Here is a 16,063-nt window from a genome sequence, read left to right as displayed (position 1 = left end):
TGTTTTATACAGTTTCTACAACCATTTAAGTATATCATAGATGTATAATGTTTCAACTTTTTTCACATGTTTAATGTAATTCTGAAAATGTTTCGAGTTGTTGCAAAAATTCAATAATTTCGTAATCCATTTCTTGCACTTGACCAAAAAGCATATGCACATAATCAATATAGCTCTGTGCCACATCCTCAGCATCATACGCTAACCATTCAAAAGGATATGTGACAATCGCATGCTTTGCAAGCAATTGCTGCACCATCTCTAGCGTTGTTGGGTCTTTCTCTAAGCACGCCTTGATATTTGCTTCAATCGCTTGATATTGCGGCAATTCTGTTGGCACTGCTAGATGAGCTGGATTAACTGTGCGCTGCTGCTGAAATTTTTCAACAAAAATCTCTGTATTTACTTGCTGTTCAACAAGCAAAATTAATGTCAAGCTTCGAATGAATGGATGTATCGCTTCATTTTCTATAACCTGTATAAGCGGCTGTACAATTGGACGAATGTTTGTATCTGTTAATTGATAAATCACTTGTAGCTGCTCATATTGAGAGAGCTGCAAGAAATGGACAATTGAAAATTCTGCATTATTTTGCTGTTGAGTTTCCTGCTGAAGCAGTTGATTGTTTGCGATTTCTGCATTCAAATTTTTTAGTCGCTGGAATTTTTCTAATTGATTTTCTGGGATGGCATCTTCATCAAGCAATGTTTCAATTAATTTTTCGACTTGCTTAAATTCTCTCAATTGCATAGAAATCGTTAAGTATAGCTCCATTGCTTCAAAATACATCGTTGGACCAATTGCTAAAAGCTCCTCACAAACTTCTTTAGCCTGCTTAAATGCGCGTATTTCATACAGCGAATAAGCGTAGACACTTAAGGAAATTTCATCGCCCTCTATATAACGTAAAGCCTCCGCAAATGCTTCACAGGCCAAATCGTATTGGTAGCTTTCTGCATAAGCATGCGCCTGTTCCAATAATCGTTCACCTACACCGGGAAACAGTATTACATTATCCTGTCGTCGTATTTGTTGCTTCTTTTTTTTCAAACTATTCACTCCCGTTACGGTAACATCTGGATTATCCTCATCATCATTTTACATGTCAGTAGCTTATTGGACAACAGGAAGCCTCACCTTTCAATATGTATATAGGCTGTCGAAAAAATCTAATATCCTTTCCAAGCAGCCTATTCATTTTAACTCTAATGTCTCGTTGTACGCTCTGTTCTAATGTTTTTGATGCTCACATCTAGCTTTCGGATAGATTGCTCCGTTAACTGAATTCGCCCATTGTCATTCAACCTTTTCCATGCCTTCAACTTTTTTCGGTATGCTTGCTCAGATAATCTATAAACATCCATGTTTTGCTCTAAACTTTTTGTATAAGTGTGTTCGACCTCTTTTTTTATTTGCCCTGTTATTTCCTTCTTTAGTTTTTCCTCACCTTTTCGTCCATCTTTTCCACTTGTCGTTACATCTACTTCGATTGAGATATCAAAGCGTAGTTGTCCACCTTCTTCAACAGGGGTAATTTTACGCTTTACTTTATCTACAATAATTGTCGTATACGACTTTTGATCATCATCATTTTCCAGCGTAATTTGCGCCCGTGCTGTCTCATTGGTCATCCAACGTAGCCCCTCTGCATCAGCATCAAACAAGGAGCCCTTCAATTGCGATTTCGTGATAACACTAATACCTTGCATTTCATATACAGGATCAACACCTTTAGGCGTCTCCCATCTATCTCCTGAAACAACAAATGGTATATTTACCTCATGACCTGGCTCGTCTAAATGGATAAGCATTGTACGTAAACTAATCGGTTCAATAAAAGACTCTTGATAATAAGAATTTAAAGGATCTGCAAGTCTTGAATAAGTCATCCCTTTATTTAAAATCGGTGTAACGAGCAACAGCTCGTTCAATGGCTCATCACTCGTGTACACCCACATCGTATAGCGCGTTTCTCGATAGCGTACAAATGAATCAACCGCTTGCTCTAAGTGAGAGCTTTTCAATAACTGATTTGAAAATACTACATAGGATAAATGTCCCCATAAAATTCGCTGGTCAACAGCTCGATATAAATTGACTGCCGCCTCATCAATTGTTTTACCTGTCGCATGACCAACCTCTGTTTGAATGGCATCTGTGCTCGGTTGATCTGAGCGTGCAATATTTGAGAAATCTAATAATTGCGCATAAATTTCAAATTGGCCATCCTTGTAATCAACACCTACTCCATGAATATACAGCATTCGTTCTGGCTCATTATTGTCCCAGCATGAGGCTAACAAAAGACTACATAAAACGAAAAAACATAAACTCTTTTTCATTTTTTGCCTCCCTTTGTTTTATCTTTTAAATGTAATGCATTTGGACGCATTGCCTTTTGCTGAGGAACCTCACGTATTAAAGTTTTCTTTACCGTTTCCCATTTTAAATCTGTAGCGATATTTAAATAAGGAATACCAAAGAGTCGTATACCCGCTAAATAAGTAAGCAGCATATATAAACAGACAAAAAAACCAAACAAGCCACATACTGCTGTAACTAAAATAAAGCAAACACGCAACAAATTGACCGCTGTTACAAGCGCTTGATTGACAAGTGTAAAAGTGGCAATTGTGGAAATCGCAATAACGACAATCATGGCAGGGCTTGTCACACCTGCTCGTATTGCTGCATCGCCAATAATCAGACCACCTACAACGCTTATTGTTCCGCCAATAATGCTAGGCAAGCGCAAACCCGCCTCACGAAAAAGCTCAAACATCAATAGCATTAATAGCATTTCTAGCGCAGATGGCAATGGTAAGCCACGATTCGATTGCACGATTGTTGCTAGCAACTGAAAAGGGAGCTGCTCTTGGTGAAAAGTTGTCAGCGCTAACCAAAAGGCTGGTAGCAGCAACCCGAATAAAATACCCACTAAGCGCAATAGCCGCTCGAATGAGCTAAATATTACTGGATATTCATTATCTTCACTTGTTTTCAATAGCATAAACAAATTAATTGGAAAAATGACCGAATAAGAAACGCCATCGACTAATATTAAAAAGCGCCCACTCACTAATGACTGAACAGCAAAATCTCCCCTTGCTGTATTCGTGGTACGGGGTATTAGTTTTCCCTTTCCAGTAATACGCTCCATCAATAAATCTGCACTTATCATGACATCTGTATCAATTTCCTTAATTTGCTTGCGTATCCCCTGCAATATTTTATCATTCGCAATATCGTTCATATATAAAAGTGCGACTGTTGTTTTCGAACGTCTTCCTACCGTATATTTCTCAACTGAAAGCGAATTTGTTGGTAAACGCTTACGAATAATGGCGATATTAACCCCAATGTCCTCAATAAAATTATCACGTGGACCTTTTATAAGCACCTCTAAATTGGTTTCCTCGGGATTTCGGTTCGGTTTTTTAGCAATATTGCTCGAAAAAAGCAATTGCTGCTGCTCAAAATAAATAACAACAAAGCCTGTGAAAACAAGTGTTACAACCTCTGACAAAGACTCTACTTGCTGTAAGCCAGGTACATATAGCTGCGCTTCAATTGATTCGTCTTGCTGCTGACCAACTGCTTTCACACGCGGTACGATAACCTCATTTAATAAATGCGTATCAATCATAGCCTCGCATGTAATGAGACTAACTGTAGATGATTGGAACTGGTATGTTTGAAACTGCACATCGGCTGTTTGATTAAATAATTGGCGCAGCTCCATCTCCGTTATTTTTTGCTGCATATCATTGCTCCACCTTCTTTTTTGGCATTTTTTTCGTTTTTTTCAATGAAATAAGTGTCAGTATAATTCCCCATATAAAAAAGAAAACAAAAGTACTAACTAAAAAATACTCACTTTTTATTTGAAGGAATGTACGATCATTGAACAAAAATAATGGCAAGCTAATCGCAAGAAACGCTGGTAATATAATTTTTAATATACGCTTTCTTTGACCATCTAAACGTAGTAAATGAATAATTATAAATAAAATAAAACCAATGCGCATAAAAGCACCTGTGAGCCATTGATAAATAGAGAAAAAATCCACATGCTCAACAAAGCGCCCAATAGAGGCAAGTCGCCACTCCTCATACGCTGGATAGTATTGATTTTTAGCTTCAGCAGGACCAAATTCTGCGATAGCGCCAACTAAGGGACCAAGTGTTAATCCTAGTAAAATCAACACAATAATACCGAAATATGGCCATTTCATGCGCTCTTTTATTTGGTTTTGAATGAGCAGTATAAAAAACAGTTCAACAAAGCCAGATGCTGGATAAACTGCAGCATATAAAATAGGGGAAATACCATGCTCTAAAAAAGGCATTAATAGCTCATATTCTTTTACCTTAATATTAACGATTGCTACAAAAAAGCCTAAAAACACGACACCTACTAGCACAATCACATTGACAATCACAATCCCTTGAACACCTGTAGTCGCTAAAAAAATACATAGAGCAATATAAACTAAAAGTAGTAGCAGCTCTGGTGTCTCAGGTAGAAAGGTTACTTTCACCCACTGCATTGTTTCCCGTAATGTGAAAGCTGCAATCAACATTAAATAGACTACAAATATATAGACAATTATTTTCTCCCATGCTTTTCCTACTTTTTCTGATAGCCAATCTCGAAAAGGCGTCTTACCGATTTGCTTGTGCAAGTAAATAAGCAGCAATAGCCACGGTAATAAAGCAATAACTGATAAAAACACGGACATCCATGCATCTCGTCCTGCTTTGTTTATTAAAGGTGGGAGAATCGTTACATGATTTTTCAACCCAATAACTGTCATCATTAAAAGTATGACATGCAATATACTAATCATTTTATTTTGATTCATGTATTACCTCACTCATCTTGTTCAAAATTCACAAAAAGTGAGTCTGTTTTTCTTCATACCACTTTATTGCTAGTTATAGCTTCTCCATTGTTTTCATGTTTCATAAGCTAAAATTGCAAAAAGCTGTAAGGAAGCAGCTTAACAGCTACTTTCTTACAACTTTTCTACATTTAATCGAGCAATTGATAATATTTATATATCGTTGTTAGCTTCGTAAATGCTTCTTCAAAATAAGGTTGAACGACACTTATTTGCACGAAACCTCTACTTTGCAAATAACCACTTTCATCATGCAAATGAATGCCATTCAGCTTTAAATCGTCAGCTAAATGGCATAGCTCATGCGGCAGCTTAAATGTTGCAATCATTGGGTAAGGGTTTATTTTTGATGCATATTGCTGGTAGCATGACCATGCTTCTAGCCTTTTCATGCGCTCTGCTAGCAGCTCAAATCGCACAGGGTAGTCGCGTAAAGAAGCTAATGTGCTAGCTATAAGAGCTGCTGGCAATGTAAATGGAATGTGCAATTGACCATAATGTGCCAAATTAATATAGAGCGGTGCATCGCTAGGCTGTGGCTGATGATTGGAGAACACAAAAGACAGTCCACTTAGTGCCCCAATTGCTTTACCACTAACAGCTGTTGCCAAATAAAATGCTGCTAACGAAAATGGCAATGCCCCAAATGAGCTAATACAATCTGCACATAGCGCCACATTATAACGTTCAGCAAGCAGCGTTAGCTCTTCATCATTGCACATTCCTGTTGATGTTTCACCATGTGTATAGAGTAGCCATTTATACTCCCCTCGTTCAAGCAGCTCTTCAATATATGCTAAATCAAATGACTCCTGCCAGCCAAAAGCTAGTACATCAAACGCCATTTGCTGCTGCTTTGCTTGCCGTGCTAAGCGTTCACCAAACTCACCATTTGTTATAATTAACCCTTTGCTCCCTGAAAAATCAGATTTTAGTTGTGCTAGCATTGCCTCATTGGCTAACGTCCCCGTTCCAACAAGTGTCGTTACATATTTTGCATGTGCCAATGCTAATAAACGTTGCTGTAACTCTTCAAATAATAGTTGAAAGGCGTAGGAGCGATGTGATAAATCTGTATGCACAATTGGCTCCTGCTGTAATACTGGCCCTGGGTAAAAGGTGAATGCATCACGCCTTAATCGCTGTCGTAATGGTGCACTCCCTTCCCTCGTTAATACCATTGGTAAAAATAATGCCTCGCTTGTTCCAACAGCCTCTGCAAACTGCTGAAAGCCCATTTGCTTATATAGCTTTTGTTCTCTCGTTGTCCCTGAAATCACGCAGGCTGTGTAACGACGTTCAAATAAATAATTTACTAATGCCTGTGCAAGACGAAAAAACACACGCCCATTGCGATATTGCTTTTTAATCGCCAAGAGTCGCACTTCACAAAGCTTCTCGCAATCTTCAGCTGTTAAATAGTTTTCAACAATACCGATTTTTTCATCTATTGAAAATGGACGTTTATCACGCAAAGCTAACATACCAATCAATTGTTGTTCCTTATAAACAACAAGATATGTATTCTCTGTATGAAATTTATCTACTAGATGACGTGCTGCATTTGTTGGATGCTGGGGAATCTCCTCTACAAATGTTGCGTAATTTAATGCAGCGATTTCTTCAAATTCTTTTTCAGATGTCGCTATTTTACACCAATACATATTATACCAGCCTTTCTTTTATATTTTTCCGATGCTTCCATAAAACAAGTGCAACGCTACAAAGAAGTGTTGCTGGTAACACATCAGCGAAAATAACAATACTACTATATATAACCAACGCAATGCACAACCCAAATGTTGCACTTTTTAGCAAATAGGACCCAGCTATAAAACTAATAACAAATATACTAAAGTAGAGAAAATTTAATGCAACAAGCGCTCCGACTATCGTTGCAACCCCTTTCCCCCCTTTAAAGCGCAACCAAAAAGGATACAGATGCCCAAGCAAAACAAAAAATACTGCCCATGTAATAATGTTAGCCTCATACCCTGCATAACGCCCGATCAACACAACAATTACACCTTTTAAGCCATCTCCAATTGCCGTCAAAATAAATCCTTTTTTGCCAAGCGCACGTCCTGCATTGCGTGCCCCAAGGTTACCGCTATGCTGTTGCTGTAGCGAAAGACCGTAGTACTTCCCTACAAGCCATGCTGTCATGATTGTTCCTAGCAAATAACTGCTAAATAAATAATAAGCAATCATCATTTGCTCAGCACTACTTTGTTTAATTTTGTTGGTGGTGTCATATAAAAAATTTACCTCCTATATTTTAAATACCAAAATGAAAAACAATTTTATGTTGATGAAGGATTCAGAACAAATTCCTTTACACCCATAGTATATTTTTTGTTAGCATTTCCACATGCCTGTGAGATTTTTTTACTCAAGTGAAATAGCCTTTCTTTACTATTTCTCTAAATAAAACTATACCATCACTATAATCTGTTAGAAACTGCAAAAAGGATTGCTTGAACATACATTTCAAGTCAATCCTTTTATTTTTCTTATTTTAAAACTTCATGATTGTGCTCATCGAACTTTACTTCATGGCTGCTTACCGCTTCTTCAATTTCCCCAAATGCCCAATGTGTCATTGGAACATCAAGAAATGTCGGTGTCGTTATACCTGTTAATGACCCACGTTTGAATAAGCGATTTAATACTTTCACTGCCTGCGCTCTTGTTAGTTTTTCATTTGGTCGGAATGTCTGATCCTCATAGCCAATCATAAAGTTAACTTCCTTCATAAATTGAATGGACTCAAATGCCCAATGTGTTGTTGGAACATCCTTATAGCTTCCTTTGTAGGTGGATGTGAGCTTGCCACAACTATCAAATGCATTGTCATCACGTTGACATTCATTTTTTATCCAACGATATGCTATTCCCGCCATTTGTGCACGTGTGATTGAGCCACTCGGATTAAATTCATTGCTATTTATCCCCGTCATAATACCTGCTTGCTTCACTTTTATAATCTCTTGATAGGCATTATGTGTTGAAGGAACATCCAAATAATCGGAAACGGTTGTGGATACAATGTTCAAATTACGGCCAAGCATTGTAGCCATTTGAGCTCTTGTAATATACTCATTTGGTCGGAATGTTGTACCATAGCCTTTAATATACGCTTCATGTCGTATAGTTGGTGTATGATTTTGCTGCTTTTCTCCTAAATAAATGACGGCAAACGTACTGAATTTATTAATTGTAAATTGTACCCCCTCAGCACCATCATTCATTTTCACAGCTGTGCCCTGAATTAATTCCTTTGTACTGTCACTGTGCTCAATGTAAACCCCTAAATTAGCGAGCACCTTTGCACGTTCTTCTACATTTGATGATAGGTTTTCCTTTAATGGAAGAACAATGGATACCTCTCTATTTTGCATATTTGTTGAAATTTCCATTGGTCGTCCTACTAGCTGTGCAGATTCGTCTTGAGCCACACTTCGTACAATTTCTTCTAACTTCGCCCGATTTTCAAGATTTTTCTTTTCCTCTGCTGATTTCATTGGAATTATTCTAAAATATAAATCATCATTGAAATTTGCCAGAGATGTTGTTGGAATTGACATTACCGCATTCGCTGTGACAATTTCAAGCTTTAAATTACCTTTGTTTAATTCTTCTAATGCTAGCTTAGATATCTCAATCAACACTTCCTGCACTTTATCCTCATTATCTGGAATAACAATGTGCACTGTATCAATACCTAGCTCACTTGCCTTTTGTACTGTCTCTTTTGCGATTGTCTCTGTTATGGATATTTTATCTTTTATTGTTCCATCTGGCTCTGTTGTTCGAGTAATTAGCATTTTAGCTAAATTAAAGCCATTCTCCCCATCCACATTTATCGTAATCATTTCTGTTGTCGAAGTAGGTAAAGCAGGGCTTGTAGCGCCACCATTCTCATTTGGATATGGATTAGACGGAGGCGTTATTGCTTCCCATTTCGCATATAAGATTACATTTGTACTGCCAATTGTAAATGTATTATTAGCTACATAGCTTATACCAGTACCATCAGCTTTTGTATTCCACCCAACAAACCTGTAACCTATTTTTTCCAAATCACCAACATTACTAGCTACTGTCACTAACGCTCCTGGTACATACTGATTCGTATCAATCGGAACACTTCCACCTGTACTTGTATTCCCATCATATGTCATTGTAAAGGTCGAGACAGGTTGCTGCATAACATGAATCGTCACTGTACCTATATCAATTCCACCATGACCATCGTCTACTTGGATTGTAAAAGTATCAACTCCTATAAAATCGTTATTCGGTATATAAATCCACGCCCCATCAGCACTCACCGTTGCTGTTCCATTTGTCGGTTCGCTAACTTTACTAAATGTTAATGTATGACTGTCTGCATCGTATCCACTTGCTATACCCGAAACAGATGTATTAGCAAGCGTTACCTTTGTCTCATCTGCAATAGTAGGTGGTGTGTTAACCACGGTTGTATCCTGAACTGTTATAGCTAGATTCATTGGTAAGCCATAGCTAAATGTAAAGGTCAGATTGGTTGTCCCAACTGGCTGTGAAGATAAATAATTTTTTGTAATTGTGACATTGTTTTGTGCATCAATAAAATAGTCAGTACCTTCCACTAGTATATCAATGCCGTTTGCAATGCTTGCCAATGTGTTGCCATTAAGAGCCATCGTCGTCATCACATCTGCACTATTAGCAGCATTTTTATCAAAGCTTGCTATAATAGGATTAATTGTACTATCAACAGCTGTAACATTGTAGCTTTCAGACATTACTTGACTTGCTAGCCAGTCATCCTTAATAGCAAGTGCCTTAATCGTCATTGCATGGTCAATTTCAATTGGTTCATTGTAGACAGCACTATGAATCGTTGGCTCATTTCCATCTGTTGTATAATAAATAGTAGCTCCCTGCGATTTTGAGTTTAAGGTAACTTCCGTGCCCCACGCCACATTTCCAGCAGCTACACTAGCCTGTGGTTTATATGTGCGTAAGCTCGGTTCAACCTCCTCAGTGCTATTTGTAGGACCTGAATTCCCTGCACCCCCTGCAACAAAAATGACCTTTCCATTTGCTAATGTAGAGGAAGTATGACCTAGACGACCTGTATTCATAAATGTAGAATTTGTCGTCCATGCATTTGTTTCTGGGTCATATACAGCCGCAGAATTTAGTGGTGTATAATTAGGGTCAAAGCCTCCTATTACATACACCCTGCCATCCGCCGCTGTTGCCGCAGATGTCACATATCTAGGCTGCGATAAACTAACTCCATCTGACCAGCTATTAAGGGAAGGGTTATATATTTCAACACTACCTGACATTGAGCCATTTACTGTTCCTCCTATTACCATGACATTACCGTCATCCAGTAGCACCGCACTATGTTCCCTTCTTGTTGCTTTCATTTCTGGCCCCATTGTCCATGTATTTGTAGTTGGATTATAAATCTCAGTTGATTTCAAATCCCCATCATTATGATTTCCACCACCCATTACTAATACATTCCCGTTTGGCAAAGTAACAGCTGTATGGCTAGCACGCTGTATCGACATCGGTGCACTAGTAGTCCATGTATCATTTAGTGGATCATATATTTCAGTTGATTGCAAAAATCCATCAGAGAAATTATTTCCCCCTATCACTAAGATTTTGCCATTTTGAAGTTTTACAGCTGCGTGAGCAAAGCGGGCTGTGTTCATATTCGCTGTGGTAGTCCAGCTATCCGTAGCTAAATTGTAAATCATGGATGAGGTAAGATCATTAATACCATTATTTCCACCCATAATTATTACTCTATTCTCATCTAATGGAGCAGATGATAAAAGCTGACGATTATCATTCATATTAGCAAAGACAAGCGTTTCATTAGAAAATGAGGGCATCACCAATATCAAAATTACTACAAGTATAAAAAAGCGTTTAAATTTTTCTATCATCTATCTTTCTCCTCTCTTATTTTTCTAAAATTCTTACAAAAATCATAGCATATACCTCTTATTTTTTATGTTAAGAAAAATTAACGAACGTATTAATTATCCAGCTTTTTTTAATTATAATTAAATAAAACAAGAGATTATCACGTAAAAATGGTAGTTATACCCTAAAAATCACATCGAAATAGCAGCGCTTTTATGCGCATTCTAAACTTTTTATACATATTTTTGTTATATACCTTTTATTCGGCACTTTATATATTTGCCTTCCAGATAATTTTCTTAACAATATACTTGTACAACAAACCTGTACTTTTTATGGTTAATTCTTTTTCACTTGTGAACATAAAAAATCGGAGGATGTGAAAGTAGTCTATTTAACATAGATATACTGTAAAACGAAGCAGTAACATTATCGTTTATATTTTACTTTTAAAGTGGATTTTTGATTTCAATTTGAGGTAATGATTAAAATATGCCTTGTTTAATTGCTCCATTTCAACGTTAGATGGAAAGGATTACCGTAACCCTCCTCTTTTTTCTACTTCACAATAGGCATAACTATAGAACAACCTCATCTTTTTTCATATGTTAAATATGACTTACTATTTCAGTGAAAAGGAGGGGCTCAAAATGGTTAATAGATTTGGGGGCAATTTCCCTAATAGAGGTGGCAATCGCAACAACATGGGCTTTGGTGCATGGGGTAACAATCCAATGGTTGGAGGAAACGCGCAATACCTACCAACACAAGTTGGACCAACGCAATTTACTCAACCGATTGTTTCACCAACTCGTCAATACGTGCAAACAAATGTGACAAATACGGTCGTACCACACGTTCATCCATCCCATTTAACTGTTGTTAATCGTCAAATGATTAACAATCAACATTACTTCCCGCATACGCAATCGGTGATGAATGAATGCTGTGAAACAACAACAATGTGTGGTCAGCCATTCAATCCATGCAACAATAGACGCGGTAGACGCTAAAAAATAAAATTGTGTGGGTGCCAGGCACTCACACAATTCTCATACAATTTATTAAGTTCCACAAAACGTTTTGTAAGTACAGCTGGAGGCAGGTGGTAATGTTGCGTACCGCTCTTGCTCATCCGTGTAGGCAAATGGCTGTGCCAATACTTTCAATAGCTGCTGGAAAGGAAGCAAATCGCCTTGCTCTGCTGCACTTAATGCCTCTTCCACCCGATGATTGCGTGCAATGATTGCTGGGTTATGCTGACGCATCGTTTGCTGGACAAGCTCTAATGGTTGTGCTTGTCTTTGTAATCTTTCTTGCCATCGACTAGACCACTGCTTAAATGCTTCGTTCTCTTCCACTTGTCCTAATGTCAATGCACGAAACGTATTCGTATAATCCGCTTCATTCGCTTGCATCCATTGCAATAGCTCATCTATTAACTCTATATCTTGCGGCTCCTCAGTTATAAATCCAAGCTTTAGACGCATTCCAGCTAGCCAATTCGCTTCATACAATTTTGGAAATTGCCGCAGCGCTCGCTGTGCCATTTCCACTGCTTGCTCCGAATCAGGATGAATTAGCGACAGCAAAGATTCTGCGAAACGAGCTAAATTCCAAAATGCCATATTCGGCTGGTTTTGATAAGCATAGCGTCCCTGTGTATCAATAGAGCTAAAAACAGTTTGAGGATCATATTTATCCATAAATGCACATGGTCCATAATCAATTGTTTCACCGCTAATTGTCATATTATCTGTATTCATCACACCATGTATAAAGCCTACTAATTGCCATTTTGCAAGTAACTCAGCCTGTCTTTCAATAACGCCTTCAAGCAGCTTCATATAACATTGCTCTTCATGTTGTAGTGCTGGAAAATGGCGCTCGATAGCATAATCTGCTAAAGCCTTCAGCTCCTCCCCAGTTCCCCATCTTGCGGCATATTGAAAAGTCCCTACACGCAAATGGCTCTTGGCAATGCGGGTTAATATCGCCCCTTGCAATGCCTGCTCCCGCATAATTTTTTCACCTGTCGTGACGACAGCTAAGCTGCGAGTTGTTGGGATGCCAAGCGCATACATTGCCTCGCTAATCATATATTCACGCAACATCGGTCCAAGTGCTGCACGTCCATCCCCTCCACGTGAGAAAGGTGTGCGCCCTGCTCCCTTTAGTTGAATATCAACACGTTCATTTTCTGCTGTGATATGCTCACCTAAAAGTATTGCTCGCCCATCTCCAAGCATATTAAAATGCCCAAACTGATGACCTGCATATGCTTGAGCTAAAGGCGAGCTGCCAATAGGTGACTTGTTGCCAGCAAACTCTTGCAGTGCCTCTTCACTGTGTAGCGCTGTTAAATTCAAACCGAGCGTTGAAGCTAGCTGCTCATTCACAATAACAAGCTTCGGCTCTTCCACGGGATTTAACGCCATTGCGGCAAAAAAAGTATGTGGCAGCCGCGCATAGCTATTATCAAAACGCCAGCCAATATTTATCATGGGACTCCCCCTCTCTTTATTGAAGTAATGCTAAATCGTAAATTGTATAATCACAACGATAGATGAATAAATAGCGATCATCAATTAATAAGCCTGTTGCTTTATCAATTTCTGTAGCAAAATAACTAACATCCTCACCGACAAATGTAGCTAATGGCTCGCCTGCCTGTGAGCGAATTAATACAACTTTATCTTTGCCTACTGTTAAGTTTTTCATATCATTGACCATGCGATTAATAAATGGGATAGAACGATCAAAATGTTCAATATCTACAGTTTGTGCATATTCCTCAAAAATATTTGTTAAACCATCCTCATAAGCTATTAAACTACTGCCTACATGCAGCATTTGCTTACCGCCAACCGTAATATCCAGCACCGATGATTTTTCCACCGTATTCCCTTCAGTATCCTTCATCGCAAACTTATCATCTGCCTTAATACTAACACTCTTCCCTTTAATTTGGTCAATAATTTGACTGCTTTCATCATATGTTTGAATCGTAATTTCACGTCCAATAAATTGCTCCTTTATATTGCCAAATCCCCATTGCAAAAAGTTACAGCCTGCTAATGTCAGTACCGAGGCACCTAATACAAACGCTAAAATAATTTTTTTCATATGTATCATTCTCCTTTATATTCAATACTATTTTTACGAAGCAGGGGCGAATTAGTTTCATAAAAATAAGGCTGCCTAGAAAGCAGGCTAACACGCCACGTTCCAGACAGCCAATTGATTTTAAAAATACATAAGAAACAAAAATTATTGAACTGGAATCCAAATTTCAGAAACTAAATCTTCTTTAAATGGATTCTCATCAGAATATACTTCTAGCTCTGCTGTTCCTACAGGCTCATACGGATTGGATGGGAACCATTCTGAATAAATTTTCTTCCAAGCATTTTGCATAGCATCAGGCATTGGACCAACTACTTCAAAAACAACCCATTTTGACGCTGGAATTTCCAATGTTTCAAAATGGCTAGGTGCTTCAGCACTCGTAGCAGCAGCAATCCAATAATCAATCATATTGCTTGCATCCTTTTGTGGCAGACAAACACCTAACACACCTTTTATGTCTCCATCGTTTAGCTGAAATAGCTCTTGGTCTGTACCATTGGCATTGACTTCATCCCAAAATCCAGGAATCCCTTGTAAATTCTCACCATTTGAACAGTTATATGTTCTTTTCACACCTACTACTTGAAACGCTTCTTTTTCAACAATTTTGTACTTCATCGGTTCTGCTCCTTTCAAACTCACCTGTATAACGAGGCGGTTATATGCTTGAATCGCATATGATTTTTTGCGTGCATCACTCGGCGTCACGCCATGCTGTTTGCGGAATGCCTTCGTGAATGCTTCAGGAGAATCGTAGCCATATTTGTAGGCAAGGTCGATAATTTTATGCTCTGTCATCAATATTTCTTGTGCTGCCAACGTTAAGCGACGTTTTCTTATATAGTCAGCAATTGTCATATCTGTTAATAACGAAAATGTTCGTTGAAAATGATACACCGAGCAATTAGCTTCACACGCGATTTGCTCTATCGTTATATTTTCTAACAAATGCTCCTCCATATAATGAATTGCCCTTTGAATCGACTCTATCCAACTCATAATGTCCCTCACTCCTTGCTTCTAGCATACAGCCAGCTAACCGCCTCGTCCTGTCATTTTGTGCTGACATTGGACTGGTTTGAAAGTTTTTCGATTAAATACGCTTCAACTCCACGCATCATATCCAATGCACCATCTGATTTATTTGAACAAACAACTACTTTGCTAGCTAAGCTTGGATAGTAAGCCGAATGAAAGCTAACACCTGGATCATAGCCCATTATATGATATTTAAAAATGGCGTTATTTGCTTTTTTAATCCATACACCGTAGCCATAATAGCTATCTTCATTCACTTGTACGTGTGGAGATAGTAATAGATTAGTTGAATTTTCAGTCAAAAGCTGATAATTCATAAGTGCATCCCACAGCTTTGCCATATCGCCAACTGTGACAAATGCACCTCCATCCGAGCCACCTTTCACCGGAACAGAATAAATATTTGTTTTCCAAGTGCCATCTAGTTGCTCTATATAGCCTAGCGCTGTATTAGCTGGAAGGCAATCTAACGAAAAATAACCAGATGCATGCATACCTGCTTTATCAAAAATAGCTGTTTGCACATAATCACTAAAATTCATTCCCGTTGATTTTTCCACGATTAACCCTAATAAAATATATCCAGCATTATTATAATGAAACCTCTCCCCTACTGGATATTTCATTGGCTGATGTTGAAATAACGGTAAAAAATCGCACAAATTCCTCATATGGTACATCGGATTTGTCACCCATAACTCTTCAAAATCCTCCATCACTTCCTCATCAAAATAATCAGGTATACCTGAAGTATGTGTTAATAAGTGATGAATTGTAATCTCTTGGTCGAAGGCTGAAAAATCATAGTGTAGACAGTCATTAAGCTTTGTATGAAAATGTAGCTGCCCTTTTTCAACAAGCTGGCAAATAGCGATTGTAGTGAATAGTTTACAGCCTGATGCAATACCAAAACGAGTTGATGCATTATTGACAATCTGCTCTGAGCGATTGGCATAGCCAAAGCTTTCATTTAGTCTATTATCACCTTCTGCTACAAATACTGTACCCGAAAAATCAATATTCTTTATTATTTGCTGTAGCTGTGTCTGCATAG

Annotated in this window: 12 protein-coding genes; 1 reads left to right on the top strand and 11 read right to left on the bottom strand. The window is 38.2% G+C overall.

What is annotated here, in order from left to right:
- Positions 1-70 precede the first annotated feature (70 nt).
- From R6U77_RS12865 to R6U77_RS12835, 7 genes are all read right to left on the bottom strand, one after another.
- A complete protein-coding gene (locus tag R6U77_RS12865) occupies positions 71-1,051 on the bottom strand; it encodes a tetratricopeptide repeat protein (RefSeq protein WP_406601044.1) in 981 nt (326 codons plus the stop codon).
- 155 nt (positions 1,052-1,206) lie between these two features.
- Positions 1,207-2,343 (bottom strand): Ger(x)C family spore germination protein, encoded by a 1,137-nt coding sequence (locus tag R6U77_RS12860; RefSeq protein ID WP_319835935.1) that lies wholly within the window; start codon positions 2,341-2,343, stop codon positions 1,207-1,209.
- Positions 2,340-3,764, bottom strand: coding sequence for a spore germination protein (locus tag R6U77_RS12855; RefSeq protein ID WP_319835934.1), 1,425 nt, complete (start codon positions 3,762-3,764; stop codon positions 2,340-2,342). The genes R6U77_RS12860 and R6U77_RS12855 overlap by 4 nt, the downstream gene beginning before the upstream one ends.
- A gap of 1 nt (position 3,765) precedes the next feature.
- Positions 3,766-4,866 carry an endospore germination permease gene (locus tag R6U77_RS12850; protein ID WP_319835933.1) on the bottom strand — a complete coding sequence of 367 codons (1,101 nt, stop codon included), beginning with the start codon at positions 4,864-4,866 and terminating at the stop codon, positions 3,766-3,768.
- Between the two features lie 170 nt (positions 4,867-5,036).
- The gene (locus tag R6U77_RS12845) at positions 5,037-6,569 is read right to left on the bottom strand and encodes a GNAT family N-acetyltransferase (RefSeq protein ID WP_319835932.1); all 1,533 of its coding nucleotides are present in this window, start codon (positions 6,567-6,569) and stop codon (positions 5,037-5,039) included.
- A gap of 1 nt (position 6,570) precedes the next feature.
- Positions 6,571-7,119: a glycerol-3-phosphate acyltransferase gene (locus R6U77_RS12840; protein ID WP_293928620.1), complete on the bottom strand. Its 549-nt coding sequence runs from the start codon at positions 7,117-7,119 to the stop codon at positions 6,571-6,573.
- 299 nt (positions 7,120-7,418) lie between these two features.
- A complete protein-coding gene (locus R6U77_RS12835; protein WP_319835931.1) occupies positions 7,419-10,862 on the bottom strand; it encodes a Kelch repeat-containing protein in 3,444 nt (1,147 codons plus the stop codon).
- 630 nt (positions 10,863-11,492) lie between these two features.
- Between R6U77_RS12835 and R6U77_RS12830 the strand changes: the two genes are divergently transcribed.
- The gene (locus R6U77_RS12830) at positions 11,493-11,855 is read left to right on the top strand and encodes a CotD family spore coat protein (RefSeq protein WP_293928624.1); all 363 of its coding nucleotides are present in this window, start codon (positions 11,493-11,495) and stop codon (positions 11,853-11,855) included.
- Between the two features lie 51 nt (positions 11,856-11,906).
- Here R6U77_RS12830 and R6U77_RS12825 read toward each other — a convergent pair whose 3' ends face one another.
- From R6U77_RS12825 to R6U77_RS12810, 4 genes are all read right to left on the bottom strand, one after another.
- Positions 11,907-13,346: a protein adenylyltransferase SelO gene (locus R6U77_RS12825; RefSeq protein ID WP_319835930.1), complete on the bottom strand. Its 1,440-nt coding sequence runs from the start codon at positions 13,344-13,346 to the stop codon at positions 11,907-11,909.
- A 16-nt stretch (positions 13,347-13,362) separates the two neighbouring features.
- A complete protein-coding gene (locus R6U77_RS12820; protein WP_319835929.1) occupies positions 13,363-13,968 on the bottom strand; it encodes a DUF5052 family protein in 606 nt (201 codons plus the stop codon).
- A gap of 144 nt (positions 13,969-14,112) precedes the next feature.
- Positions 14,113-14,970, bottom strand: coding sequence for an AraC family transcriptional regulator (locus tag R6U77_RS12815; RefSeq protein WP_319835928.1), 858 nt, complete (start codon positions 14,968-14,970; stop codon positions 14,113-14,115).
- 53 nt (positions 14,971-15,023) lie between these two features.
- Positions 15,024-16,061 (bottom strand): serine hydrolase domain-containing protein, encoded by a 1,038-nt coding sequence (locus R6U77_RS12810; RefSeq protein WP_319835927.1) that lies wholly within the window; start codon positions 16,059-16,061, stop codon positions 15,024-15,026.
- Between the last annotated feature and the right edge of the window lie 2 nt (positions 16,062-16,063).

Source organism: Lysinibacillus louembei, from assembly GCF_033880585.1.
In the GTDB taxonomy this organism is placed as follows: domain Bacteria; phylum Bacillota; class Bacilli; order Bacillales_A; family Planococcaceae; genus Metasolibacillus; species Metasolibacillus louembei.
Note: the sequence above shows the minus strand (reverse complement) of the source record. Positions and strands in the feature narration are given on the sequence as shown.

Bases quoted from the DNA above. Each gene is read 5' to 3' on its own strand.
- R6U77_RS12860 (WP_319835935.1), bottom strand. From the start codon at position 2,343: ATGAAAAAGAGTTTATGTTTTTTCGTTTTATGTAGTCTTTTGTTAGCC.
- R6U77_RS12855 (WP_319835934.1), bottom strand. From the start codon at position 3,764: ATGCAGCAAAAAATAACGGAGATGGAGCTGCGCCAATTATTTAATCAA.
- R6U77_RS12850 (WP_319835933.1), bottom strand. From the start codon at position 4,866: ATGAATCAAAATAAAATGATTAGTATATTGCATGTCATACTTTTAATG.
- R6U77_RS12845 (WP_319835932.1), bottom strand. From the start codon at position 6,569: ATGTATTGGTGTAAAATAGCGACATCTGAAAAAGAATTTGAAGAAATC.
- R6U77_RS12840 (WP_293928620.1), bottom strand. From the start codon at position 7,119: ATGATGATTGCTTATTATTTATTTAGCAGTTATTTGCTAGGAACAATC.
- R6U77_RS12835 (WP_319835931.1), bottom strand. From the start codon at position 10,862: ATGATAGAAAAATTTAAACGCTTTTTTATACTTGTAGTAATTTTGATA.
- R6U77_RS12830 (WP_293928624.1), top strand. From the start codon at position 11,493: ATGGTTAATAGATTTGGGGGCAATTTCCCTAATAGAGGTGGCAATCGC.
- R6U77_RS12825 (WP_319835930.1), bottom strand. From the start codon at position 13,346: ATGATAAATATTGGCTGGCGTTTTGATAATAGCTATGCGCGGCTGCCA.
- R6U77_RS12820 (WP_319835929.1), bottom strand. From the start codon at position 13,968: ATGAAAAAAATTATTTTAGCGTTTGTATTAGGTGCCTCGGTACTGACA.
- R6U77_RS12815 (WP_319835928.1), bottom strand. From the start codon at position 14,970: ATGAGTTGGATAGAGTCGATTCAAAGGGCAATTCATTATATGGAGGAG.
- R6U77_RS12810 (WP_319835927.1), bottom strand. From the start codon at position 16,061: ATGCAGACACAGCTACAGCAAATAATAAAGAATATTGATTTTTCGGGT.